The organism is Micromonospora sp. DH13 (genome assembly GCF_020873825.1).
Taxonomy (GTDB): domain Bacteria; phylum Actinomycetota; class Actinomycetes; order Mycobacteriales; family Micromonosporaceae; genus Micromonospora; species Micromonospora haikouensis.
In genome coordinates this window covers 46,860-69,535 of sequence record NZ_JAHWGR010000036.1, presented here as the reverse complement: position 1 = coordinate 69,535, position 22,676 = coordinate 46,860, and the positions used below count along the sequence as shown (strand labels likewise).

At 75.2% G+C, this 22,676-nt stretch carries 15 protein-coding genes; 11 read left to right on the top strand and 4 right to left on the bottom strand.

The annotated features are described in order from the left end of the window. Positions 1 to 10: 10 nt before the first annotated feature. Complete coding sequence (locus tag LPA42_RS27610; RefSeq protein WP_077936795.1) at positions 11 to 721, top strand: DUF3159 domain-containing protein; 711 nt, start codon at positions 11 to 13, stop codon at positions 719 to 721. A gap of 67 nt (positions 722 to 788) precedes the next feature. On the opposite strand, the gene LPA42_RS27605 is transcribed toward LPA42_RS27610, so the two are convergent. Then, on the bottom strand, positions 789 to 1,478 hold the full coding sequence (locus LPA42_RS27605) for a TrkA family potassium uptake protein (RefSeq protein WP_043962518.1): 690 nt from the start codon (positions 1,476 to 1,478) through the stop codon (positions 789 to 791). Positions 1,479 to 1,480: 2 nt separating this feature from the next. Continuing rightward, positions 1,481 to 2,146: a TrkA family potassium uptake protein gene (locus LPA42_RS27600; protein ID WP_043962519.1), complete on the bottom strand. Its 666-nt coding sequence runs from the start codon at positions 2,144 to 2,146 to the stop codon at positions 1,481 to 1,483. 162 nt (positions 2,147 to 2,308) lie between these two features. Here LPA42_RS27600 and LPA42_RS27595 point away from each other — a divergent pair, with 162 nt between their 5' ends. The 4 genes from LPA42_RS27595 to dxs all read left to right on the top strand — a co-directional run bounded on the left by LPA42_RS27595 (position 2,309) and on the right by dxs (position 8,999). Continuing rightward, entirely contained in the window at positions 2,309 to 4,381 is a 2,073-nt protein-coding gene (locus LPA42_RS27595; RefSeq protein WP_077936796.1) for an APC family permease, read from the top strand. Next, positions 4,378 to 5,763: a class I SAM-dependent RNA methyltransferase gene (locus tag LPA42_RS27590; protein ID WP_077936797.1), complete on the top strand. Its 1,386-nt coding sequence runs from the start codon at positions 4,378 to 4,380 to the stop codon at positions 5,761 to 5,763. The genes LPA42_RS27595 and LPA42_RS27590 overlap by 4 nt, the downstream gene beginning before the upstream one ends. Positions 5,764 to 5,830: 67 nt before the next feature. Then, entirely contained in the window at positions 5,831 to 6,994 is a 1,164-nt protein-coding gene (locus LPA42_RS27585) for an anhydro-N-acetylmuramic acid kinase (protein ID WP_077936798.1), read from the top strand. A gap of 73 nt (positions 6,995 to 7,067) precedes the next feature. Continuing rightward, complete coding sequence (dxs, locus tag LPA42_RS27580) at positions 7,068 to 8,999, top strand: 1-deoxy-D-xylulose-5-phosphate synthase (protein WP_077936799.1); 1,932 nt, start codon at positions 7,068 to 7,070, stop codon at positions 8,997 to 8,999. A gap of 124 nt (positions 9,000 to 9,123) precedes the next feature. Here the strand turns inward: dxs and LPA42_RS27575 are convergent, their stop codons facing one another. Then, positions 9,124 to 10,314, bottom strand: coding sequence for a hypothetical protein (locus LPA42_RS27575; protein WP_077936800.1), 1,191 nt, complete (start codon positions 10,312 to 10,314; stop codon positions 9,124 to 9,126). Positions 10,315 to 10,622: 308 nt separating this feature from the next. On the opposite strand from LPA42_RS27575, the gene LPA42_RS27570 reads away from it, so the two are divergent. Together LPA42_RS27570 and LPA42_RS27565 are read left to right on the top strand one after the other, a co-directional pair. Beyond that, complete coding sequence (locus LPA42_RS27570; protein WP_096761608.1) at positions 10,623 to 12,407, top strand: hypothetical protein; 1,785 nt, start codon at positions 10,623 to 10,625, stop codon at positions 12,405 to 12,407. Continuing rightward, the gene (locus LPA42_RS27565) at positions 12,407 to 14,353 is read left to right on the top strand and encodes a hypothetical protein (protein WP_228986960.1); all 1,947 of its coding nucleotides are present in this window, start codon (positions 12,407 to 12,409) and stop codon (positions 14,351 to 14,353) included. The genes LPA42_RS27570 and LPA42_RS27565 overlap by 1 nt, the downstream gene beginning before the upstream one ends. A 91-nt stretch (positions 14,354 to 14,444) precedes the next feature. On the opposite strand, the gene LPA42_RS27560 is transcribed toward LPA42_RS27565, so the two are convergent. Continuing rightward, a complete protein-coding gene (locus tag LPA42_RS27560) occupies positions 14,445 to 16,313 on the bottom strand; it encodes a hypothetical protein (RefSeq protein ID WP_096761609.1) in 1,869 nt (622 codons plus the stop codon). Positions 16,314 to 16,425: 112 nt separating this feature from the next. Between LPA42_RS27560 and LPA42_RS27555 the strand changes: the two genes are divergently transcribed. The 4 genes from LPA42_RS27555 (at position 16,426) to LPA42_RS27540 (ending at position 22,553) form a co-directional block, all read left to right on the top strand. Continuing rightward, positions 16,426 to 17,733, top strand: a complete 1,308-nt coding sequence (locus tag LPA42_RS27555; RefSeq protein ID WP_077936804.1) for a PQQ-binding-like beta-propeller repeat protein — start codon at positions 16,426 to 16,428, stop codon at positions 17,731 to 17,733. A gap of 122 nt (positions 17,734 to 17,855) precedes the next feature. Next, positions 17,856 to 18,524 carry a response regulator transcription factor gene (locus LPA42_RS27550; protein WP_077936805.1) on the top strand — a complete coding sequence of 223 codons (669 nt, stop codon included), beginning with the start codon at positions 17,856 to 17,858 and terminating at the stop codon, positions 18,522 to 18,524. After that, positions 18,521 to 19,702 (top strand): cell wall metabolism sensor histidine kinase WalK, encoded by a 1,182-nt coding sequence (locus LPA42_RS27545; protein ID WP_228986959.1) that lies wholly within the window; start codon positions 18,521 to 18,523, stop codon positions 19,700 to 19,702. The genes LPA42_RS27550 and LPA42_RS27545 overlap by 4 nt, the downstream gene beginning before the upstream one ends. Positions 19,703 to 20,012: 310 nt before the next feature. Further along, a complete protein-coding gene (locus LPA42_RS27540; RefSeq protein WP_228986958.1) occupies positions 20,013 to 22,553 on the top strand; it encodes a malectin domain-containing carbohydrate-binding protein in 2,541 nt (846 codons plus the stop codon). Positions 22,554 to 22,676: the final 123 nt, after the last annotated feature.

Genomic DNA, 22,676 nt, shown 5'->3' with positions numbered 1-22,676 from the left:
GAGGGCCGCGATGACCACCGGAGCCCAGCGGGCGGCCGAGCCCGGCACCGGGCCGGAGGACGAGGCGCCGCTGCCGACCCTCGCCGAGCAGATGGCCGACCAGCTCGGCGGCTGGCGCGGGCTGGTCGAGTCGAGCATCCCGGTGGTCGTCTTCGTCGTCGCCAACGTCGTCGGCGAGCTGCGCCCCGCCGTCATCGCCTCGGTGTCCGTGGCGCTGCTCATCGCCGCGCTGCGGCTGGTCCAGCGCCGGCCGGTGCGGCACGCGGTCAACGGCCTGTTCGGCATCGGCATCGGCGCGGCCATCGCCTGGCGCACCGGCGACGAGCGTGACTTCTACCTCCCCGGCATCCTCTACGGCATCGGCTACGGGCTGGCCCTGCTGGTCTCGGCCGCGGTCAAGCAGCCCCTCGTGGGCTGGATCTGGTCGGTGCTGGTGGCCAAGGGGCGCTCCGAGTGGCGGGACGACCCGCGCCTCGTGCGGACCTTCACCCAGCTCACCGTCCTGTGGGGCGTGGTGTGGCTGGCCAAGGTCGGCGTGCAGGCCGGGCTCTACCTCGCCCACCAGGACACCGCGCTCGGCGTGGCCCGGCTGGCGCTGGGCTACCCGCCGTACGCGCTGCTGCTGCTGATCACGGTCTGGACGGTGCGCCGGGTGACCCGCGAGCGGGCGGAGGCGGGGCAGGAGCCGACGGCGGCCCCGGAGCCCCTGCCCGGCGGCTGATCCTCCCGGGCGGCGGCCACCGGGCACCGCGCCCGCCCTCACCGACGGCGTCGCCCGGCCACCAGGCTCAGCCCGCGCCGCGGGTCCGCTCGATGCTGTCCGTGCCGAGGATCACCGCGCGGACGTCGTCCTCCACCTCCGCCGTGCACACGAAGATCAGCTCGTCGCCGGCCTCGATCGGGTCGTCCGGGCTGGGCACCAGCACCCGCTTGCCGCGCAGGATGGCCACCAGGGCGGCGTCGCGGGGGATCGGCACGGCGTGGATCGGCTGCCCCACGTACGGCGCGGTCGGCGGCAGGGTGATCTCCACCAGGTTCGCCTCGCCCTGCCGGAACGTCATCAGCCGCACCAGGTCGCCGACGGTCACCGCCTCCTCGACCAGGGCCGCCATCACCCGCGGCTTGCTCACCGCGACGTCGACGCCCCACTGCTCGGTGAACAGCCACTCGTTCTCGGCCCGGTTGACCCGGGCCACCACCCGGGGCACCGCGAACTCGGTCTTGGCCAGCAGCGACACCACCAGGTTGACCTTGTCGTCCCCGGTCGCCGCGACCACCACATCACAGCCGGCGACGTTGGCCTCCTCCAGGCTGGCCAGCTCGCAGGCGTCGGCGAGCACCCACTCGGCCGCCGGCACCCGGTCGGGCCGCAGCATCCGGGGCTGGCGCTCGATCAGCATCACCTGGTGGCCGTTGTCGATCAGCTCCTGCGCGATCGAGCGGCCCACGTTGCCGGCGCCGGCGATGGCGATCCGCATGCTCAGTGCGCTCCTTCCGGCGGGCTGCCCGCCACCGAGGTCGCCGACGCCACGATGTCGTCGGTGACCAGCATGAAGACCTGGTCGCCCTCCTGCACGGCGGTGGAGCCGGTGGGCAGGGTGCCGATGCCGAAGCGGATCAGGTACGCCACCCGCGCCCCGCTCGCCTCCTCCAGCGCCCGCAGCGGCCGGCCGATCCAGTCCTTGTGCACCGGCACCTCGACGATCGAGACGGTGCTGGTCGGATCGCGGAAGATCTCCACGTTGCCCTCGGGCACCAGGTGGCGCAGCATCCGGTCGGCCGTCCACCGCACGGTGGCCACGGTCGGGATGCCCAGCCGCTCGTAGACCTGGGCCCGGCGCTGGTCGTAGATGCGCGCGGCGACCCGGGAGACGCCGAACGTCTCGCGGGCCAGCCGGGCCGAGATGATGTTGGAGTTGTCGCCGCTGGAGACCGCCGCGAAGGCGTCCGCCCGCTCGATGCCGGCCTGCCGGAGCACCTCGCCGTCGAAGCCCGCGCCGGTCACCGTGATGCCCGCGAAGTCCGGGCTGAGCCGGCGGAACGCGTCGGCGTCCTGGTCGATCACCGCCACCGAGTGCCCCCGGGACTCCAGGCTCTGGGCCAGGGTCGACCCGACCCGGCCGCAGCCCATGATCACGACATGCACGTGTCCCTCCCAAGGTGCGCGCACCCGTCCGCCGTCGACCCCTCGACTGCGAGCCTGCCACGTCGGGGTTACCAGCGGGGCACGACGGTACCCCGCCCGGTCGAACCTCCCGCTCCGCCACCCCCGGGCGACCACGGAACCGTGGTCGTACCCTTAGCGCTTGTGGCCAGTCCCACCTCGCTGCTGAAGCGGCTGCTCGTCGGTCGACCGTTCCGGTCCGACCGGCTCCAGCACACCCTCCTGCCGAAGCGCATCGCGCTGCCGGTCTTCGCCTCCGACGCCCTCTCCAGTGTCGCGTACGCCCCCGACGAGATCCTGCTGACGCTCTCCATCGCGGGCGCGTCGGCGTTCCTCTTCTCGCCGTGGATCGCCCTCGCCGTGGTGGTGGTGATGCTCACGGTGGTGGCCAGCTACCGGCAGAACGTGCACGCCTACCCCTCCGGGGGCGGCGACTACGAGGTGGCCACCGTCAACCTCGGCCCCCGGGCCGGCCTCGCGGTGGCCAGCGCGCTGCTGGTCGACTACGTGCTCACCGTGGCCGTGTCGGTCTCCTCCGGCGTGGCCAACCTGGGGTCGGTGGTGCCGTTCGTGGCCACCCACAAGGTGCTCATCGCCGTCAGCGCGGTGGTGCTGCTCACCGCGATGAACCTGCGCGGCCTGCGCGAGTCCGGCACCGCGTTCGCCATCCCGACGTACGGCTTCGTGATCGTCATCGGCGGCATGATCGTCACCGGCCTGGTCCGGTACTTCGTGCTTGGCCACGACCTGCGCGCGCCCAGCGCCGGCCTGGAGATCCAGGCCGAGCACAGCGTCACCGGGTTCGCCTTGGTCTTCCTGCTGCTGCGGACCTTCTCCTCCGGCTGCGCCGCGCTCACCGGCGTGGAGGCGATCTCCAACGGGGTGCCCGCGTTCAAGGCCCCGAAGAGCCGCAACGCCGCCACCACCCTGCTGCTGCTCGGCACCATCGCGGTGAGCATGCTCGTCGGCATCATCTGGCTGGCCCGGCTCACCGGCCTCCAGTTCGTCGAGGACCCGAACCTGCAGATCCTCTCCGGCCCCGACGGGTACGTGCAGAAGACCGTCACCGCCCAGCTCGGCGAGACGGTCTTCGGCTCCGGGTCGGTGCTGCTCTACGTGGTCGCCGGGATGACCGCGCTGATCCTCTTCCTCGCCGCCAACACCGCGTTCAACGGCTTCCCGGTGCTCGGCAGCATCCTCGCCCAGGACCGCTACCTGCCCCGGCAGCTGCACACCCGGGGCGACCGGCTGGCGTTCTCCAACGGCATCGTCTTCCTCGCCGCCGCCGCGATCGTGCTCATCGTCGGCTTCCAGGCCGAGGTGACGCGGCTCATCCAGCTCTACATCGTCGGCGTCTTCGTCTCGTTCACCCTCTCCCAGGCCGGCATGATCCGGCACTGGAACCGGCACCTGCGCACCGAGCGGGACCCGCAGGCCCGCCGCCGGATGATCAGGTCCCGGGCCATCAACGCCTTCGGCATGGTGATGACCGCCGCGGTGCTGGTCATCGTGCTGATCACCAAGTTCCTGCTCGGCGCGTGGATCGCCATCGCCGCGATGGCGGTGCTCTACGTGCTGATGCTGGCCATCCGGCGGCACTACGACCGGGTCGCCGCCGAGCTGGAGCCGACCGAGGTCCGGGGCGTGCTGCCCGCCCGCAACCACGCCATCGTGCTGGTCAGCAAGCTGCACCAGCCGACGCTGCGGGCCATCGCGTACGCCCGCGCCACCCGCCCGGACACGCTGACCGCGGTGACGGTGAACGTCGACGAGAAGGACACCCGGGACCTCCAGGCCGAATGGGAGCGGCGGGAGCTGCCGGTGCCGCTGACCGTGGTCGACTCGCCGTACCGGGAGATCACCCGGCCGATCCTCGACTTCGTGGCCAACACCCGCCGGGAGTCGCCGCGCGACGTGGTCACGGTCTTCATTCCCGAGTACGTCGTCGGACGCTGGTGGGAGAACCTGTTGCACAACCAGAGCGCGCTGCGCCTCAAGGGGCGGCTGCTGTTCGAGCCGGGCGTCATGGTCACCAGCGTGCCGTGGCAGCTCGCCTCCACCGCCGGCAAGAACCTCGACCGGCTCGACGCGACGCTGAGCCGGGGCCCGGCGCGCGGCCCCCGGGTCGCCCCGCGCAGCACCCTGCCCCCGCCGGTGCCGCCGGTGGTCTCCGCCCCGCCCGGCGAGCAAGGCCCGACCGAGGGGGACCGGCGATGACCCGGCCAGGCGTGGACGCGTCCCGCGCGGGTGCCGGACCGGCCCGCAGCGACGGTCGGGTCCGGCCGGCGGGCACCGGACCGGCCGACGGCGAGCGGCGCGGGCTGGAGGAGGCCGAGCGGGTCGAGCTGACCGTCGACGCCGTCGCCCCCGGCGGGCACTGCGTGGCCCGGGTCGACGGGCAGGTGGTCTTCGTCCGGCACGCGCTGCCCGGCGAGCGGGTGGTGGCCGAGGTCACCGAGGTGCACCGCGGGTTCGTCCGCGCCGACGCGGTGACGGTGCTCGACGCCGCGCCGCAGCGGGTCGCGCCGCCCTGCCCGTACGCGAAACCGGGTCTGTGCGGCGGCTGCGACCTGCAGCACGTCGCCCCCGCGGCCCAGCTCGACTGGAAGGCCGCGGTGGTCCGCGAGCAGCTGAGCCGCCTCGCCGGCCTCACCGACGCGGAGATCGACCGGCTCGGGGTCCGGGTCGCGGCGCTGCCCGGCGGGCCGCTCGGCTGGCGCTCCCGGGTCCGGTACGCGGTCGACGCCGCCGGCCGGGCCGGGCTGCTCAAGCACCGCTCGCACGAGGTGGTGCCGATCGACCGCTGCCTCATCGCCCACCCGGCGATCCAGGCGTTGCCGGTGCTGGGGCGGCCCTGGCCGGCGGCCGAGGCGGTGGAGGCGGTGGCCTCGACCGGCGGCGACGTCACCGTCACCGCCCTGCCCGACGGGCCGACCACCCGCGTCGACGCCCCGTCGGCGGTCCCCTCCGACGGGGCGGCGGCAGCCCGGGTCGACGGCCCGGCGACGGTCCTGCCCGACGGCCCGGTGACCGTCCGGGAGGTGGCCGCCGGCCGGGAGTGGACGCTGCCGGCGTCCGGCTTCTGGCAGGTGCACCCGGCGGCGGCCGACACCCTGGTCGGCGCGGTGCTCGACCTGCTCGACCCGCAGCCGGGCGAGTCGGCCTGGGACCTCTACGGAGGGGCGGGGCTGTTCGCCGCCGCCGTGGCCGCCCGGGTCGGCCCGGCCGCCCGGGTCACCGTCGTCGAGTCCGCCGGCGAGGGCGTCGCCGCCGCCCGGGACAACCTGCGGGACCTGCCCGGGGTCGAGGTGGTGGGGGCCCGGGTGGAGACCGCCCTGGCCCGCCGCCGGATCACCGGCCCGGTGGACCTGGTGGTGCTGGACCCGCCGCGCAGCGGGGCGGGCGCGCGGGTGGTGCGGGACGTGGTCGCGGCCGGCCCGCGCGCCGTGGCGTACGTGGCCTGCGACCCGGCCGCCTTCGCCCGGGACGTGCGCACCTTCGCCGACGCCGGCTGGGAGCTGGCGGAGCTGCGCGGCTTCGACCTGTTCCCGATGACCCGGCACGTCGAGCTGGTCGGCCTCCTGCAACCCGCGCGGTAACCGGCGCTGGGGTGATTGCAGGGGGCCCTTCCTATACAGAAAGCGTTAACAGGGGGCCCTTCCTTACATGCGGATCGTGGGGTTGATGTCGGGGACGTCGTACGACGGGGTGGACGTCGTCGCCGCCGAGTTCACCGTCGACGGGGACGACCTGCGGCTGCGGCCGCTCGGCCACGTCGGCCTCGACCACGACGAGGGGCTGCGGGCGCAGATCCAGGCGGTGCTGCCGCCGCACCCGACCACCATCGAGGCGGTCTGCCGGCTGGACAACCGGCTCGGCGAGGTGTTCGCCGACGCGGCGGCGCGCGGGGTGGAGCTGGCCGGCGGGCGGGTCGACGCGGTCGTCTCGCCGGGGCAGACCGTCTTCCACTGGGTCGACGGCGGCACCGTGCGCGGCACCCTCCAGCTCGGCGCGCCGGCCCGGGTGGCCGCGCGGGTGGGCGTGCCGGTGCTGGCGGACCTGCGCGCCGCCGACGTCGCCGCAGGTGGGCAGGGCGCGCCCCTGGTGCCGGCGTTCGACGCGCTGCTGCTGGGCGGCCGGGCCGGCCCGCCCCGGGCGGCGCTCAACCTGGGCGGCATCGCCAACCTCACCGTGGTCGCCCCGGGCGCGCCGACCCTCGGGTACGACGTGGGACCGGCCAACGCGCTGCTCGACGCGGCGGCCCGACGGTTCCTCGGCCGCCCCTGCGACCTCGACGGGGCGCGGGCGGCGGCCGGCCGGGTGCACCCCGGCCTGCTGGAGCTGCTGCTCGCCGAGCCCTACTACGCCGCGCCGCCGCCCAAGTCCACCGGCAAGGAGCTGTTCCACGCCGGGTACCTCGACGACCGGCTCGCCGCGCTCGGCGAGCCCGTGGCCGCCGACGACGTGCTGGCCACGCTGACGGAGCTGACCGCCCGGACGGTGGCCGCCGCCTGCGACCGGCATCAGGTGGCCGAGGTGGTCGCCGCCGGGGGTGGGGTGCGCAACCGGACCCTGTGGGGCCGGCTGGCCGCCCTGGGGGCGGGCCGGTGGCGGCTGCGGACCAGCGACGAGCTGGGGGTGCCGGCCCAGGCCAAGGAGGCGTACGCGTTCGCCCTGCTCGGCTGGCTGTCCTGGCACGGCCTGCCGGGGGCGGTCCCGTCGGTGACCGGGGCCCGCGAGGCGGCCGTGCTGGGCTCCTGGACGCCGGCCGGGCCGGACCGGCACGCCCCGCCGGTCGCCCCGCCGCGACGGTTGGTGATCGTCTCCTGACTGCGCACCCGGTCAGCGGGGTCGTTCCCCGGCCAGGCTGCGGACTACCGGGCGGCCGATAGACTCTTCGCTCATGAGTGCTGAAGAGGACACGGCCAACCACGGCCGGCTGCTGGCCACGGTGCGGGGTCCGCAGGACGTGAAGCGGATGACCGCCGAGCAGCTGGACATCCTCGCCGCCGAGATCCGTGACTTCCTGATCGCCAAGGTCTCCCGCACCGGCGGGCACGTCGGCCCCAACCTGGGTGTGGTGGAGCTGACACTGGCGATGCACCGGGTCTTCGACTCCCCCCGGGACCGGCTCCTGTTCGACACCGGCCACCAGGCGTACGTACACAAGATCCTCACCGGCCGGCAGGACGGCTTCGACAGGCTGCGCCAGCGCGGCGGCCTCTCGGGCTACCCGAGCCAGGCCGAGAGCGAGCACGACCTGATCGAGAACTCGCACGCCTCCACCGCCCTGTCCTACGCCGACGGGCTGGCCAAGGCGTACGCGCTGCGCGGCGAGGCGCGCTCCGTGGTGGCGGTCGTCGGCGACGGGGCGCTGACCGGCGGCATGTGCTGGGAGGCGCTGAACAACATCGCCACCTCCGGCAACCCCCTGGTGATCGTCGTCAACGACAACGGCCGGTCGTACGCGCCGACCATCGGCGGCCTCGCCGACCACCTGTCGTCGCTGCGGCTCAACCCCGGCTACGAGAAGGTCCTCGACACCGTCAAGGACGCCCTCGGCTCGACGCCGCTGGTCGGCCGCCCGATGTACGAGGTGCTGCACGCCGTCAAGAAGGGCATCAAGGACGCGGTCGCCCCGCAGGCCATGTTCGAGGACCTCGGCATCAAGTACGTCGGCCCGGTCGACGGCCACGACCTGGACGCGGTCGAGTCGGCGCTGCGGGCGGCGAAGCACTTCGGCGGCCCGGTGATCGTGCACGCGGTGACCCGCAAGGGCTACGGCTACCGGCCGGCGGAGGAGGACGAGGCCGACTGCTTCCACGGCCCCGGCGCGTTCGACGTGGCAACCGGCAAGCTGGTCGCCGCCCCGTCGGTGAAGTGGACCGGGGTCTTCGCCGACGAGCTGGTCGCGATCGCCGACGCCCGGCCCGACGTGGTGGGCATCACCGCCGCGATGGCCGAGCCCACCGGCATCGCCAAGCTGGCCCGCAAGCACCCCGACCGGGTCTACGACGTCGGCATCGCCGAGCAGCACGCCGCCACCTCGGCGGCCGGGCTGGCCCTCGGCGGGCTGCACCCCGTGGTGGCGGTCTACGCGACGTTCCTCAACCGGGCGTTCGACCAGGTCCTGCTGGACGTGGCGATGCACAAGCTGCCGGTGACGTTCGTGCTGGACCGGGCCGGGATCACCGGCCCGGACGGGCCGAGCCACTACGGCATCTGGGACATGTCGGTCTTCGGGGTGGTGCCGGGCCTGCGGATCGCCGCCCCCCGGGACGCCGCGACGCTGCGCGAGGAGCTGCGCGAGGCGATCGCCGTGGACGACGGCCCCACCGTCGTGCGGTTCCCGACCGGCACCGTCGCCGCCGACCTGCCGGCCGTGCGCCGGGTCGGTCCGGTCGACGTGCTGGCCGAGGCGGACCGCGCCGACGTGCTGCTGGTCGCGGTCGGCTCGTTCGGCCACCTCGGCATGGAGGTCGCCGCCCGGGTCGCCGAGCAGGGCTACGGGGTGACCGTGGTCGACCCGCGCTGGGTGCGCCCGGTCCCCGCCGAGATGGTCGAGCTGGCCGCCGGCCACCGGCTCGTCGTCACCGTCGAGGACGGCGTGCGCGTCGGCGGCGTCGGCGACGCCCTCGCGCAGGCGATGCGGGACGCCGACGTCCGGGTACCGCTGCGGGACCTGGGGGTGCCGGCCGACTGGCACCCGCACGGCACCCGCGCGCAGATCCTCGCCGACCTGGGCCTCACCGCCCAGGACGTGGCCCGCGACGTCACCGGGTGGATCTCCCGCCTGGACGCCCAGCAGGCCGAGCCGGTCCGCCTGCCCAACTGAGTGCAAGGAAGGGCCCCTTCTTAACGCCTGGCGTCGAGAAGGGGCCCCTTCTCACCTGTCCGCCGTGGGGCGGCGCGGTGCGGCGGGACGGCGCGGTGGCGCGCCGCCGAGGGTGCGGGGCGGGTTAGCGGCCGCCGACCGAGCGGTAGTAGGTCTTCTCCGCGCCGGCCAGGCTGAACGTCGCCTTGCTCGTCGGCTGCGGCACCACCACCAGGCCCGGCCGGTCGACCAGCCGGGGGGTGCCCGGCGGCACCGACAGCGACGTGTAGCGGTTGGCCCGCCAGCTCAGCACCACCAGCGGCTGCCCCGGCACCGGCAGCACGTACGCCTGCAGCGTGTTGGCGCGGTCGGCCGGCGAGAACACCGGGTCGCCGGCCGCCGGGCGGTAGACGACGGCCGTCATCGTCCCCGTGCCGGTCTCCCAGCTCAGCTGCTCCAGGTCGGCCGGGTCGCCCCCGCCGAGGGCCACCTCACCGAGCGCGCGCACGCTCACCTTGCCCCTCGGCCACGACTCCGGCACGGCGCGGGGCGCGTCCCGGTCGCCGATGCGGCGCGGGATGCTGCCGAAGGGGCCCCGCTCGTCGGCCAGCTCGCAGGTGTCCAGGTCGTCCAGCGCCCGCCGGCCCGAGCCCGTCTCGTCCCGCACCAGCGGGTAGCGGGGGTCCGTGGTGGCCGTACCCAGGTCGAGCAGGCGGTCGGCGGCCCGGCCGCGCGGCAGCGAGCTGGTGGCCCGCAGCGTCGCGGTCAGCGGCACCGCCTGGCAGGCCGGCACGTCCACCGGGTCGGTCAGGCCGTCGCGGGTGACCAGGGCCCGGCCCTTCGGGCCGAGCAGCCGCTCCACCCGCTCCGAGAGCAGGTAGCGACGCCCGGCGCTGGTCTGCACGGGCAGCACGTCGGAGTAGACGAGGTAGCCGGGGTCGGTGTATTCGCTGGCCCGGTCGACCACGTAGCGGTCGCCGTCGCGGGTCAGCTGCAGCAGCCAGGAGGCGCTCTCGCCGGGGACGTCGGCGGCCACCAGGGCCAGCGGCGTGCCGTCGGCCTCGCCGGACCACAGGATCCCGGAGGAGGGCAGGTGCGCCCGGTCGTCGACCGGCGTCCGCCAGGCCCGGACCGCGTCGGTCACCGCCGCCGTCGCCGCCGCGTCGCCGGCCAGGCCACCCCGCGCCGGCCACACCCGCAGCGAGCCGTCCAGGCTGTCGTAGCCCACCGGGAGGGCGTCGGGCTTGCGGTCGGCGACCGGGCCGCAGGCCGTCGCGGTCAGCAGGAGGGCGAGCAGCGCGGTGGCCGTCCCGCCGCGCCGGCGCGCTGAAGCCACCTGTTACGCCCCCGATCGCGTCGCCGGTCGTGTTGCGCCCCACATGGTACGAGACGGCGGCCGGCCGCGAACCGGCACCTCGATCCCCGGCCGCGAGCCGCGCGCCGACCGCCCACAAGGGACGCAACGGTGATTGTCGGGCGCGGCCCCGCCTCCGGTAGACTCCGCCGACTGTGACTCCTGCCGAGCCCCTGACCGTCGAGCCTCCGACCGTCGAGCCCCCGGCCGGCGCGGAGCCCGCAGCCGCCCCGCCGCCCGTCGGAGCCCCGCAGCCCGCCGCCGCAGCCCCCTCGTCGACCGCGACCGCCGTGGCCCCGGCCGGATCCGCCGTGGCCCGCAGCCGGCGGCGCTGGCGGTGGACGCCCCGGCGGCGCGACCTCGCCGTGTACGGCCTCTTCCTGCTCGCGGCGCTCTGGGTGACCAGCCAGATCTGGGTCGATCCCGCCGGGCGGGTCGCCTCGCTCTACAGCAGCGACCCCGCCCAGGTGCAGTTCTTCCTCGCCCACTCCGTGCGGGTGGTGCTGCACGGCGAGTTCCCGTTCTACACCGACCAGTTCAACTACCCCGACGGGGTCAACCTGATGGCCAACACGGCCGTCCTGGCGCTGGGCATCCCGATGGTGCCGGTGACCCTGCTGTTCGGACCCGCCGTCTCCTTTGTGGTGCTGGTCACCTGTGGCCTCGCCGGCACCGCCGCCGCCTGGTACCGGGTGCTGTCCCGGCACGTCGTCCGCAACCCGCTCGCCGCCGCCGTGGGCGGCTGGTTCTGCGGCTTCTCCCCGGCGATGCTCTCGCACGCCAACTGGCACCCGAACATCATCAGCCAGTTCCTGCTGCCGTTCATCGTCTGGCGGGTGCTGGTGATCACCCGCTCGAAGCGGCCGGTCCGCGACGGGGCGCTGCTGGCGCTGCTGGTCACCGTGCAGGCGTTCATCAACGAGGAGATCCTGCTCTTCACGGCGATGGCCTGCGGGGTGTTCCTGATCGCCGTGCTGGTGCAGCGGCCGGGGCTGTGGTCGTCCGCGTGGCGGCCCCTGGGCGTCGCCGTGGCGGTGTGCACCGTGCTGGCCGGGTCGCTGCTGGCGTACCCGCTCTACGTGCAGTTCGCCGGGCCGATGGCGTACCACGGGCTCAGCGACGCCGTCCGCGACTACGGCAACGACATCGCCGCGTTCTTCGCCCCCGGCTCGCCCACCCTCGGCGGCAACGAGCGCGCCAACGTCAATCTCGCGCCGAACTACTCGGAGGAGAACGCCTTCCTCGGCTGGAGCCTCGCCCTCATCGCCGTCGGCATCGTGCTCTGGCTGCGCCGCGAGCCGATCGTCCGCGCCCTCGCCGCGACCGGCGCGTTCTTCGCGCTGCTCTCCCTCGGCGAGCGGGTGTCCTGGTGGGACCGGGAGCTGTTCACCGGCCCCTGGGAGTTCCTGGTGCGGCTGCCGCTGCTCGACGCCGTCGTGCCCACCCGGTTCGGCATGATCACCACCGTGGTGGTGGGGGTGCTGCTCGCCGTGGCCGTCGAGCGGGTCTGGGCGCTGCGCACGGCCGAGGCCCGCACCATGCGTACCCTCGGGGTGGCCGCGCTGGTCATGGCGCTGCTGCCGATCGCGCCGATGCCGCTGAAGGTCACCTCCCGCCCGCCGGTGCCGAAGTTCATCACCGCCGACCGGTGGCGCGACTACGTCGGCCCCGACCAGACCCTCGTGCCGATCCCGGTGCCGAGCATGGGCAACACGCACGGGATGCGGTGGGCCGCCACCACCAACCTCGACTTCAAGATCCCGGGCGGCTACTTCCTCGCCCCGCGCAACGGCAACACCGGCGACCCGGGCCGGTTCGGCGGGCGCCCCAGCGGCGTCGGCGAACTGCTGGAGGACGTGGCCAGCACCGGCCGCACCCCGAAGCTCGACGACCGCCAGCGCCGCCGCTCGCTGGACGAGCTGCGGCACTGGCGGGCCGCGATCCTGGTGCTCCCGGTCGGCCAGCACAACGCCGAGCCGCTGCGGCGTACCGTCGAGGACCTGGTCGGCCCGGCGCGCCGCGAGCTGGACGTCTGGGTCTGGGACGTGCGGACCCTGACCGGCCCGTCGGCCTGATGGCCGCGCCCGCCGCCGACGTCGCGCCGGGCGGGCGGCGGCAGCCGGGCCCGGTGCGGACCCGACGGGTACGCAGCGTCGACGCCGCCGTCGTCGCCGGCTACCTCGGCCTGGCGGTGCTGCTCACCAGCCGCCAGTGGGGCCGGCCCGACCGGCTGTTCCACCAGGACAACGACCAGATGCTGTTCGAGTGGATGCTCGCCCGGGCGGCCCGCGCGGTCACCGCCGGGGAGAACCCGCTGCACAGCGCGGCCCTGAACGCCCCGGACGGGGTGAACCTGATGGCCAACACGTCGGTGCTTGGGCTGGGCGTGCCGCTGGCCCCGGTGACGCTGCTGTTCGGCACGCAGACGGCCTTCCTCGTGGCGGTCGTGGTCAGCCTGGCCGGCACCGCCACCGCCTGGTACGTCCTGCTGGCCCGCCGGCTGGTCGGCTCCCGCGTCGCCGCCGCCGTCGGCGGCCTCGTCTGCGGCTTCGCCCCGGGCATGGTGGCCCAGGCCGGGGCGCACCTGCACATGGCCGCCCAGTTCCTGGTGCCGCCGATCCTGGCGCTGGTGTTCCGGCCCGGCACCGACCGGGTCCGCCGGCACGGGGTGGCGCTCGGGCTGCTCGTGGCGTACCAGGTCTTCGTCGGCGAGGAACTGCTCGTCTTCCTGGCGCTCGCCGCCGGGGTGTTCGCCGTGGCGTACGCCCTCGCCGACCGGGCGGCGGCCCGCCGGCTGGCGCCCGCCCTCCTCGGCCGGCTCGGCGTGGGGGCGCTGGTGGCGGGGGCGCTGCTGGCGTACCCGCTGTGGTTCCAGTTCCTCGGCCCGCAGCACTACCGGGGGATGCCCTTCCACGCGCGGGGCTTCCAGCTCGACGCGGCCTCGTTCACCGCGTCGGCCCGGCAGACGGTCCTCGGCGACGGGTACCTGCCCGGGCTGCTCTCGCCGAACCCCACCGAGGAGAACTCGTTCTTCGGGCCGGGCCTGCTGGTGCTCGCCGTGGTGGTCGTGGCCTGGCTGTGGCGTCGGCCGCTGGTGCGGGCCCTCGCCGCCGTCGGGCTGCTCGCCGCCCTGTTCTCCCTCGGCGACACCGTCCGGGTCGACGGCGCGTCGACCGGGCTGCCCGGGCCGTACCGGCTGCTGGCCGGGGTGCCGCTGCTCGACCTCGTGGTGCCGGCCCGGTTCGCCCTGATCTGCGTGCCGGTGCTGGGGGTGCTGGTCGCGCTCTCGCTGGACCGGGCGCTCGCCCTGGCCCCGGTCGGCGGCGGGGCGGTGTCGGCCGGGCCGGGCTCCGGGGGCGGGGCGACCGCCTTGTCTGGGACCGGCTCCGAGGGTGGGGCGGCGGCCTTGTCTGGGACCGGCTCCGGGGGCGGGGCGACCGCCTTGTCTGGGACCGGCTCCGGGGGCGGGGCGGCGGCCGACCGGCCGGGGGTGCCGGTGCGGCTGCTCTGGGGCGGGGCCGTGGCCGCCGCGCTGCTCCCGCTGGCCCCCACGCCGATCCGCACCGTGCCGACGTGGCCGGTGCCGGCCTTCGTGGCCGACGGCGGCTGGCGGGCGTACGTGCCGGCCGGGCGGACCCTCGTGCCGGTGCCGCCGGTGACCGGCGCGGGGGTGAGCCCGGCGACCTTCTGGTCGGCCCGCACCGGGCTGGCCTTCACGGCGCCGGGCGGCTACTTCATCGGCCCGGGCGCCGCCGACGACCCGACCGCCCACTGGGGCGCGCCCGACCGCCCGACGGCGGCGCTGCTGCGCCGGGCGGCCGAGACCGGCGAGGTGCCGGTGGTGACCGACGCGGACCGCCGGCAGGCGGTGGCGGACCTGCGCCACTGGCGGGCGGCGGTGCTGGTGCAGGGCGGGCTGCACCGGGGCGAGGCGGTCCGCCGCACCGTCGACGCGCTCGTCGGCCCGGGGCGCGAGGTCGACGGCGCGTGGGTGTGGGACGTGCGCCCCCTGGTGGGCTGACGGCCGCCGCGCCGCCGCGGCCGGCGCGCCCGCGCCGCGGCGTTAACAAGGGGCCCCTGCTATGCAGAATGCGTTAACAGGGGGCCCTTCCTTACACCTGCCAGAGCCAGACGTCGTCGACGCGCTGCGGGGGGCCGAGCAGGGCGGTCATCAGCTCGCGCAGAACCGCCTCGCGGGGATGCGCGCCGAGGACGACCACGGACGCCTTCCAGTAGCGCAGGTCCTCGACGGCCTGCCGGCGGTTCTCCTCGGTCAGCGGCGGCACGACGCCGGTGTCCATCGTGGAGTAGATAAGAGTGCTGGTCGGCCGGTTCGGGGCGCCGAAGACGCCCTCGCCGTCGGGGTTCGGCCCGATGAAGTAGCCGCCGGGGATCGGGAACTCGTGCCCGGTCAGCGCGCTCCAACGCAGCGTGGGCAGGCCGTGCACGTTGCTCGGGATCGGCACCGGCACCAGGGTCCGGCCCGCCGGGACGTACGGCCGCCAGCCGCCGGACGTGATGAAGTGCGGCGGCGGGTCGATCCGCTCGGCGGGCAGCGGGCGGGGGACCAGCGGCAGCACGGCGAGCGCGAGCGCCGCGTACCCGACGGGGCGCAGCCAGCGGCCCGCCCGGCCGGCGGTCCCGGCCCCGGTTCCGGCCGGTGCGGTGCGGGCCAGCGCGTCCCAGGCCAGGGCGAGCAGCACGCCGACGGCGGCGGCCACCACCAGGGCCAGCCGGGTGGGCATCATCATCTCCACCAGCGGCAGGTCGTCCGGGATGTACGCCCACGGCCCGTCGATCGTGGTCTCCGCCCCGTCGAAGCGCACCACCGGGCCGATCGAGGCGACGGTGAACACGACCACCAGCACGGCGACGATCCGGGCGGGCAGCGACCGGCGCACCAGCAGCGCCAGCGCGACCAGCGCCACCAGCACCAGCGGCCAGCCGAACCAGGTGTTCTGCTCGGTGAGGCCGATGGTCTTCTCCACCGCCTCGTCGCCCGCCACGGTGTCCCGGGCGAACGTGACGAAGGCCACCAGGTCCTCGCCCCAGTTGTGGAACACCCCGCCCTGCAACCCCCGGTAGGACTGCGGGCCGTTGAACTGGAACCAGATCGGGTACGCCGTGAGCAGCAGCGCCAGCGCGCCGCCGAGGCCGAGCGCGGACAGGAAACCGCGGGCGCGGGCCCACGTCGCCCGGGGCCGCTGCGCCGCGTACGCCAGCACGACCACCAGGCAGGCCAGCGCCGTGAGCAGCAGCATCTCCTCGTTGATGAAGATCTGGTACGCCACGAGCAGCCCCAGCGCCACCCCGTCGCGCCGCCAGCTGCGGCCCGCCGCGCCCAGCAGCAGCACCCGCGCCACGATCAGCGGCAGCAGGTAGTTGGAGACGAAGTTCGGCTGCCCGTTGGCGTGGTGCACGATGCCGGGCGCGAAGCCGAGGAACGCGCCGCCGAGGAACGCCGCCGCGCGCGAGCGCACCAGGTGCCGCGACAGCATCCAGTACGAGGTGGCCGCCGTCGCCGCGAGCGCCCCGCCGAGATAGAGGGCGTACGTCACCTGCGGGCCGAACAGCAGCGTCACCGGCGCCAGCGGCAGGGTCGCGCCGAGCAGCGACGTGTTCGCCATCATGTTCACCCCGTCCGGGGCGTTCTGGCGCAGGGAGAACAGCGGGTTCTCCAGGTGCTGCACGGAGTACGCGCCGTGGGCGAAGAGCCACTCGAACCAGCTGTGGTCGGTCGGCAGGTGCGACGACACGCGGTGCTCGACGTCGCCCCAGTAGTTGAGGCACACGAGGACGCCGAGGAGCACGTACGCTCCGATGGCCAGCAGGTCGGCGCGGGCCGGCCGCCAGCGGGGCCGGCGGGGTGTGCCTGTGCCCGCCGCCCCGGGCCCGGTCGAGCTGGCCCCCGTTTCGACGGGTGCGGAGTCGACGGGTGCGGAGTCGGAGTTCAGCGAGGGGTCTACCACCGGCACGGCCACGACGCGCCATCGTACAGGCGCGTGCGCGCGGTCCCGGTCGGCCGGTGCGCCCCACAGCGGTCCGGGAGGACGCGTCGCGGGAGCGCCGGCCACGGCCCGGGAAGGAGCGAGGGTGACGCTGATCGACCTCGGCGAGGTGCGCGGCGACCGGGAGCCGGAGCCCGCTTCCCGGCCGCCCCGGGCGGTGGGCCGACCCCTGCGGGTGGCGCTGGCCGGTCTGCTCGCGCTGTTCGTCCTGGCCTCGTCGGCGCCCGTGGCGCGCCCCGCGTCGGCGGTGCTCGGCGGCCAGCTGGGCTCCCAGGTCGTCGTCCTCGGCGGCCGGGTCTACGTGCTGGCCCCGGAGGTGGGCACCGGCGGGTCCCGCGAGGTGACCGCCCACGCGACGCCCGCCGGGGCCGGCGCCGGCATCCGGACGCTGTGGCGTACGGCCGTGGCGAGCACCGGTCGCCTGGACGGCGTGCAGGAGCGGGACGGCGTCGCCCTGCTCATCGACTACCAGCCGGCCGGCGTGGAGACCGTCGCCGTGGACGCGGCGACCGGCGAGCGGCGCTGGCAGCAGGCCGGCTACCCGGTGCTCGCGGCCCGCGGGGGCCTGCTGCTCCTCGGCGACGACAACGAGCGGGGCGAGCTGCGGTCGGTGGACCCGACGTCGGGCCGCGTCCGGTGGTCGGTGCCGGGTCACCTGGGCCAGGCGGCCTTCCACTACCGCGACGAGGACTGGGCGGCCGATCAGGTGGCGCTGGTCACGGCCGCCGGCCGGATCGAGCTGCGCGACGCGGTCTCCGGGGCGGTGCAGGCGACCCTCGCCCCGCCGCCCGGCGGCTGGCAGGGGGGCCTGCAGGTCGAGGTCAGCGGTGACCTGCTGCTGGCCTTCGAACAGGACGAGGGCGAGGTCTGGCGGGTGACCGCGTACGGCCTCGCCGCGCTGGACCGGCGCTGGGCGGTGGAGCGGCCGAGCTTCGGCTACGCGGGGACGTGCGGGAAGGTGATCTGCGCCTTCGCGTACCAGGGCTCCGAACTGTCCGGGCTGGACCCGGCGACCGGCGGGGTCCGGTGGACGAACCCCCGCTGGCAGACGGTCGTCGCGGTGCGCGGCGACCGGCTCCTGGTGATCGCCGACGACCAGGCGGGCGGCACGGCCAGCCACCTCGGCGTGCTCGACGCCGCGACCGGGCGGGAGGTCGCCGACCTGGGGCGCTGGGACCTGGCGTTCAGCCGCACCCCGGACGGGCCGTACTACGGCACCCGGCCCGACCGCGCCGGCGGCGGCCTGGTCGTCGTGGAGCTGGACCTGGCGGGGGCGGTGGCCCGGCTGCGCGACGTGCTGCCCGACGCGGCGGGGGACTGCGCCGCCGACGGCCGCGACATCGTCTGCCGCCGGCAGGCCGGCACGTACGGCTGGTGGCGGCTGCCCGCCTGACGGTCCCCCCGGCGGCCTTTCCGCCCGGTCCTCCCCGCCCGGACGCCCGGCCGGGCCGGGTGCCACGCTGGTTTGGTGGCCGGCACTAGGTTGTCGGAAGGTCGGCCGGCGAGGAGGCGGGTATGCGGGTGTTGGTGGTCGAGGACGAGCGCAACCTCGCCGACGCGATCGCGCGCGGGCTGCGCAAGCGCGGCATGGCCGTCGACGTCGCCTACGACGGCGACAGCGGCCACGAGATGGCCTTCGTCACCCGGTACGACGTGGTGGTGCTGGACCGGGACCTGCCCGGCATGCACGGCGACCAGATCTGCGCCGAGCTGGCCGCCTCCGGCACGCTGACCCGGGTGCTCATGCTCACCGCCAGCGGCACCGTCGCCGACCGGGTCGAGGGGTTGCAGCTCGGCGCGGACGACTACCTGCCCAAGCCGTTCGCCTTCGACGAGCTGGTCGCCCGGGTGCAGGCGCTGGGCCGGCGGGCCACCCCGGCCGCCCCGCCCGTGCTGGCCGTCGCCGACCTGGTGCTCGACCCGGCCCGCCGGGTGGTGACCCGGGGCGGGGCCGCGGTCGACCTGACCAACAAGGAGTTCGGGGTGCTGGCCGAGCTGCTCAAGGCGCGCGGCGCCGTCGTCTCCAGCGAGGAGCTGCTGGAGCGGGTCTGGGACGCCAACACCGACCCGTTCACCACCATCGTCCGGGTGACCGTGATGACGCTGCGCCGCAAGCTCGGCGACCCGCCGCTGATCGAAACGGTGGTCGGCGCCGGCTACCGCACCGCCGAGGGGCTGTCGTGAGCGTCCGCCTGCGGCCGACCCTGCGGCTGCGCCTCACGCTGCTCAACGGGGTGCTGCTGGTGGGCGCCGGGACGATCCTGGTGCTGCTGGCCTGGCTGCTGGTCCGCGACGCGCTGCGTCCCACCGACGAGCTGCTGCCCGGCACCACCGTGCTGCTGGCCGACGGCCGGTCCCTGGACGCGGGGGAGTGGCAGCGGCAGCTCGTCGACGCCGCGTCCCGGGAGCTGCTGGTCAAGGGCCTGCTGGCCCTGCTGGCGATCAGCGTGGTCGGGGTGGCCGGCGCGTACGCGGTGGCGGGCCGGGCGCTGCGCCCGCTGCACCAGGTCACCGCGACCGCCCAGCGCCTCGGCGAGGCCACCCTCGACCAGCGGATCGGCTGGTCCGGGGCGGACGACGAGGTGGCGGAGCTGGCCAAGACGTTCGACGCGATGCTGGACCGGATCGCCGCCGCGTTCGAGGCGCAGAAGCGGTTCGTCGCCAACGCCTCGCACGAGCTGCGTACCCCGCTCGCGGTGATGCGGACCGAGATCGACGTGACGCTCAGCGACGACGAGGCCGACGCCGCCGAGTACCGCCGGATGGCCACCGTGGTCCGCGACGCCTCGGAACGGGCCAACGGCCTGGTCGACGCCCTGCTGGTGCTGGCCCGCAGCGAGGCCCAGGCGGGGCGGCGGCTGGGCCGACGCACCGAGTGTGACCTGGCCGCCGGCACCGTCAACGCGTTGTCGGCCGTGCGCCGGGAGGTGGAGCGGATCGGGCTGCGGGTGCAGACGTCGCTGGAGCCCGCGCCGGTGGTGGGCGATCCCGGTCTGCTGGACCGGCTGGCCGGCAACCTGATCGAGAACGCGGTGCGCTACAACCACCTGCACGGCCGGATCACGGTGCGCACCGGCACGGACGGCTGCACGTCCTGGCTGGTGGTCGCCAACACCGGCTTCGAGGTCAGCCCGGGCGACGTGCCGGGCCTGTTCGAGCCGTTCCGCCGGGGCGGGCAGGAACGCACCGGGGCGCGGGGCTCCGGGTTGGGCCTGTCCATCGTCCGGGCGGTCTGCGACGCGCACGGCGGCACGGTGCGGGTGTTCGCGCAGCCCGGCGGTGGCCTGGAGGTGACGGTGACCCTGCCGGCCGCCGACGCCGTGCCCGCCGTCGCCGGCCCTTCCCCCGTCGGGCGGTCCTGACGGTCGGCCCGGCCGGCGGCCCGCCGGGCGGCCCTGACCTGGCCCCGGGGCCGGTCGTGATCGGCTGTTCGTGTGCCCCGACCGGCTGACCCGGCGGGGTCCGCCTCCGGCGGGCAGCCCGACGTCGGGTGCTCGGGTGGAGCCGTCGCGCGGTTGGGGCAGAATCGGACGCCGCCGCTGGACTCGGCGGGCTCGGGTGCGTGAAGGTGTGATGGCGCCATGCCTCACGTGGTGCGCGCCGCCGAGCCGGCCGTCCCCGGCGGCCGGCTGTGAGCCGCACCTCCGTCCGCACGTGCTCCGGGAGTTGCCCGTGATTCGTTCCTCGTCCCTGACCCGCCGCGCCCCGGCGGTCCTCGCCGCGATCGCGCTGACCGCCGCCGGTCTCGTCGCCGGCAGCCCGGCGAGCGCCGCGCCCGACCACGACAAGGTGGTCTCCGCCGTCCCGTCCACGGCGTCGCCGGACATCGTGGACGGCACCGTGTTCGCCATCCACGACGCCGGCACGAAGATCATCGCGGCGGGCTCGTTCACCACGGTGCAGAACCGCAACTCGGACGTGGACATCACCCGTAACTACGTGCTGGCGTTCGACAAGGCCACCGGCGCGGTGGACACCGCCTTCGTGCCGGTCGTCGACAACGAGGTGAACGCGGTGGCGGCCGGCCCGACCGCCGGCACGGTCTACCTGGCCGGCAAGTTCAACACGGTCAACGGGGTGACCCGGCGCAAGGTCGCCCTGGTCAACGTCGCCACCGGGGCCACTGTCACCAGCTTCGCCGGGCCGGCGTTCAACGGCCTCGTCGACGACGTCGCCCTGGTCGGCGACCGGCTGCTCGTCGGCGGCATCTTCACCACCGCCGGCAACGCCAACCCGCGCGGCGGCCTCGCCTCGCTCAACGCCACCACCGGCGCGCTGGACAGCTACCTGACCACCACGCTCACCGAGAACCACAACTACGACGGGGTGAGCGGGTCCAAGGCCGGCGTCGGCGCGGAGAAGCTCGCGCTCTCCCCGGACGGCACCCAGCTCGTCGTGATCGGCAACTTCAAGAAGGCCGACGGGGTGCTGCACGACCAGATCGTGCGGCTGGACCTCGGCGCGACCGCCGCGACCGTCGCCGACTGGAACACCAGCCGGTACACCCCGCGCTGCTCGTGGAAGGCGTTCGACTCGTACATGCGGGACGTGGCCTTCGCCCCGGACGGCAGCTACTTCGTGGTGGTCACCACCGGCGGCCAGTACAGCGGGTCGCTCTGCGACACCGCCGCCCGCTGGGAGGCCGCCGCGACCGGCGACGAACAGCAGCCCACCTGGGTCGACTACTCCGGCGGCGACACCTTCCTCTCGGTCGGCATCAGCGAGCAGGCCGTCTACGTCGGCGGGCACCTGCGCTGGCTCAACAACACCCTGGGCGGCGACAACGCGAAGGCCGGGGCCATCGGCCGGGCCAGCATCGCCGCCCTCGACCCGCGCAACGGGCTGCCGCTGTCGTGGAACCCGGGCCGGCACCCGCGCGGCTACGGCGTGGCCGAGATGCTCGTCACCCCGCAGGGCATCTGGCTGGGCTCCGACCAGTCCTGGATCGGCAACTTCCAGTACCGGCGGGAGCGGATCGCGTTCTTCCCGCTGACCGGCGGCAAGGCCCCGCACCCGACCACCACCGCCGGCCTGCCCGGCACGGTCTACCAGGCCGGCGTGCCCGTGCCGACGAACGTGCTGTACCGGGTCAACGCCGCCGGCCCCGCCGTCGCGTCGACCGACAACGGGCCGGACTGGAGCGCCGACACCGCCGACGCGCCCAGCCCGTACCACAACACCGGCAGCAGCGCCGCGAGCTACGGGGTCGTGCCCAACCTCGACGGGACCGTCCCGGCCGGCACCCCGGCCGCGCTCTACAGCACCGAGCGATGGGACGGCACCGGCGCGCCGGAGATGCAGTGGGACTTCCCGGTGCCCGCCGGCACCGAGGTCACCGTCCGGCTCTACCTGGCCAACCGGTACGCCGGCACCGGCACCCCCGGCAAGCGGGTCTTCGACGTGACCCTGGACGGCACGCTCGTCCTGAACGACCTCGACCTCGCGGTCACGCCGGGGCACGACACCGGCACCATGCGGGCGTTCACGATCGTCAGCGACGGCACCGTCGACATCGACTTCGGGCACGTGGTGGAGAACCCGCTCGTCAACGCCATCGAGATCGTCAAGACCGGCCCGCCGCCCGCCGGCACCGGCGACGAGGTGCAGGCCCGCTCGTACGACGGGGCGACCACGGTCGGCGCGGCCACCCCGGTCGCCAACCCCGACGACACGGACTGGTCGGAGGCGAAGGGCGCGTTCTGGGTCGGCGGCACCCTGTTCTACGGGATGGGCGGCGCGCTCCAGCGGCGCACCTTCGACGGGACGACCTTCGGCACGCCGAGCCTCGTCGACCCGTACCACGACGCCTACTGGGACACGGTGGAGACCGACTCCGGCCCGGACGGGCAGACGTACGCCGGGGTCACCACCAACTTCTACGCGGAGATCGCCAACGTCACCGGCATGCTCTACACCAACGGCCGGCTCTACTACACCCTCTCCGGCCAGAACGGGCTGTTCTGGCGCTGGTTCACGCCGGACAGCGGTGCGGTCGGCGCCGACAAGTTCACCGTCGCGGGGGTGACCGGGTTCGCCGACACCGGGTCGATCTTCCTCGCCGGCGGCACCCTCTACCGGGTCAGCCGCTCGACCGGCGCGCTGGCCTCCACCGCGTGGGCCGGCGGCGTGCCCACCGGCGCGTTCACCACCGTCAGCGGCCCCGCCGTCGACGGGGTCAACTGGCGCGCCAAGGCCGTCTTCGTCGGCCCGTAGACCCCCGCCGCACCACGGGGGCACCCCGGCCCGGCTCCGCGTTCGCGCGGCGCCGGGCCGGTGCCCTTTCCGGGGTACGCGTCGACCGGGCCCCGCCGCGCGTCCCGGCGGAAACGGCGTTGC

Bases quoted from the DNA above. Each gene is read 5' to 3' on its own strand.
- LPA42_RS27610 (WP_077936795.1), top strand. From the start codon at position 11: ATGACCACCGGAGCCCAGCGGGCGGCCGAGCCCGGCACCGGGCCGGAG.
- LPA42_RS27605 (WP_043962518.1), bottom strand. From the start codon at position 1,478: ATGCGGATCGCCATCGCCGGCGCCGGCAACGTGGGCCGCTCGATCGCG.
- LPA42_RS27590 (WP_077936797.1), top strand. From the start codon at position 4,378: ATGACCCGGCCAGGCGTGGACGCGTCCCGCGCGGGTGCCGGACCGGCC.
- LPA42_RS27585 (WP_077936798.1), top strand. From the start codon at position 5,831: ATGCGGATCGTGGGGTTGATGTCGGGGACGTCGTACGACGGGGTGGAC.
- dxs (WP_077936799.1), top strand. From the start codon at position 7,068: ATGAGTGCTGAAGAGGACACGGCCAACCACGGCCGGCTGCTGGCCACG.
- LPA42_RS27565 (WP_228986960.1), top strand. From the start codon at position 12,407: ATGGCCGCGCCCGCCGCCGACGTCGCGCCGGGCGGGCGGCGGCAGCCG.
- LPA42_RS27550 (WP_077936805.1), top strand. From the start codon at position 17,856: ATGCGGGTGTTGGTGGTCGAGGACGAGCGCAACCTCGCCGACGCGATC.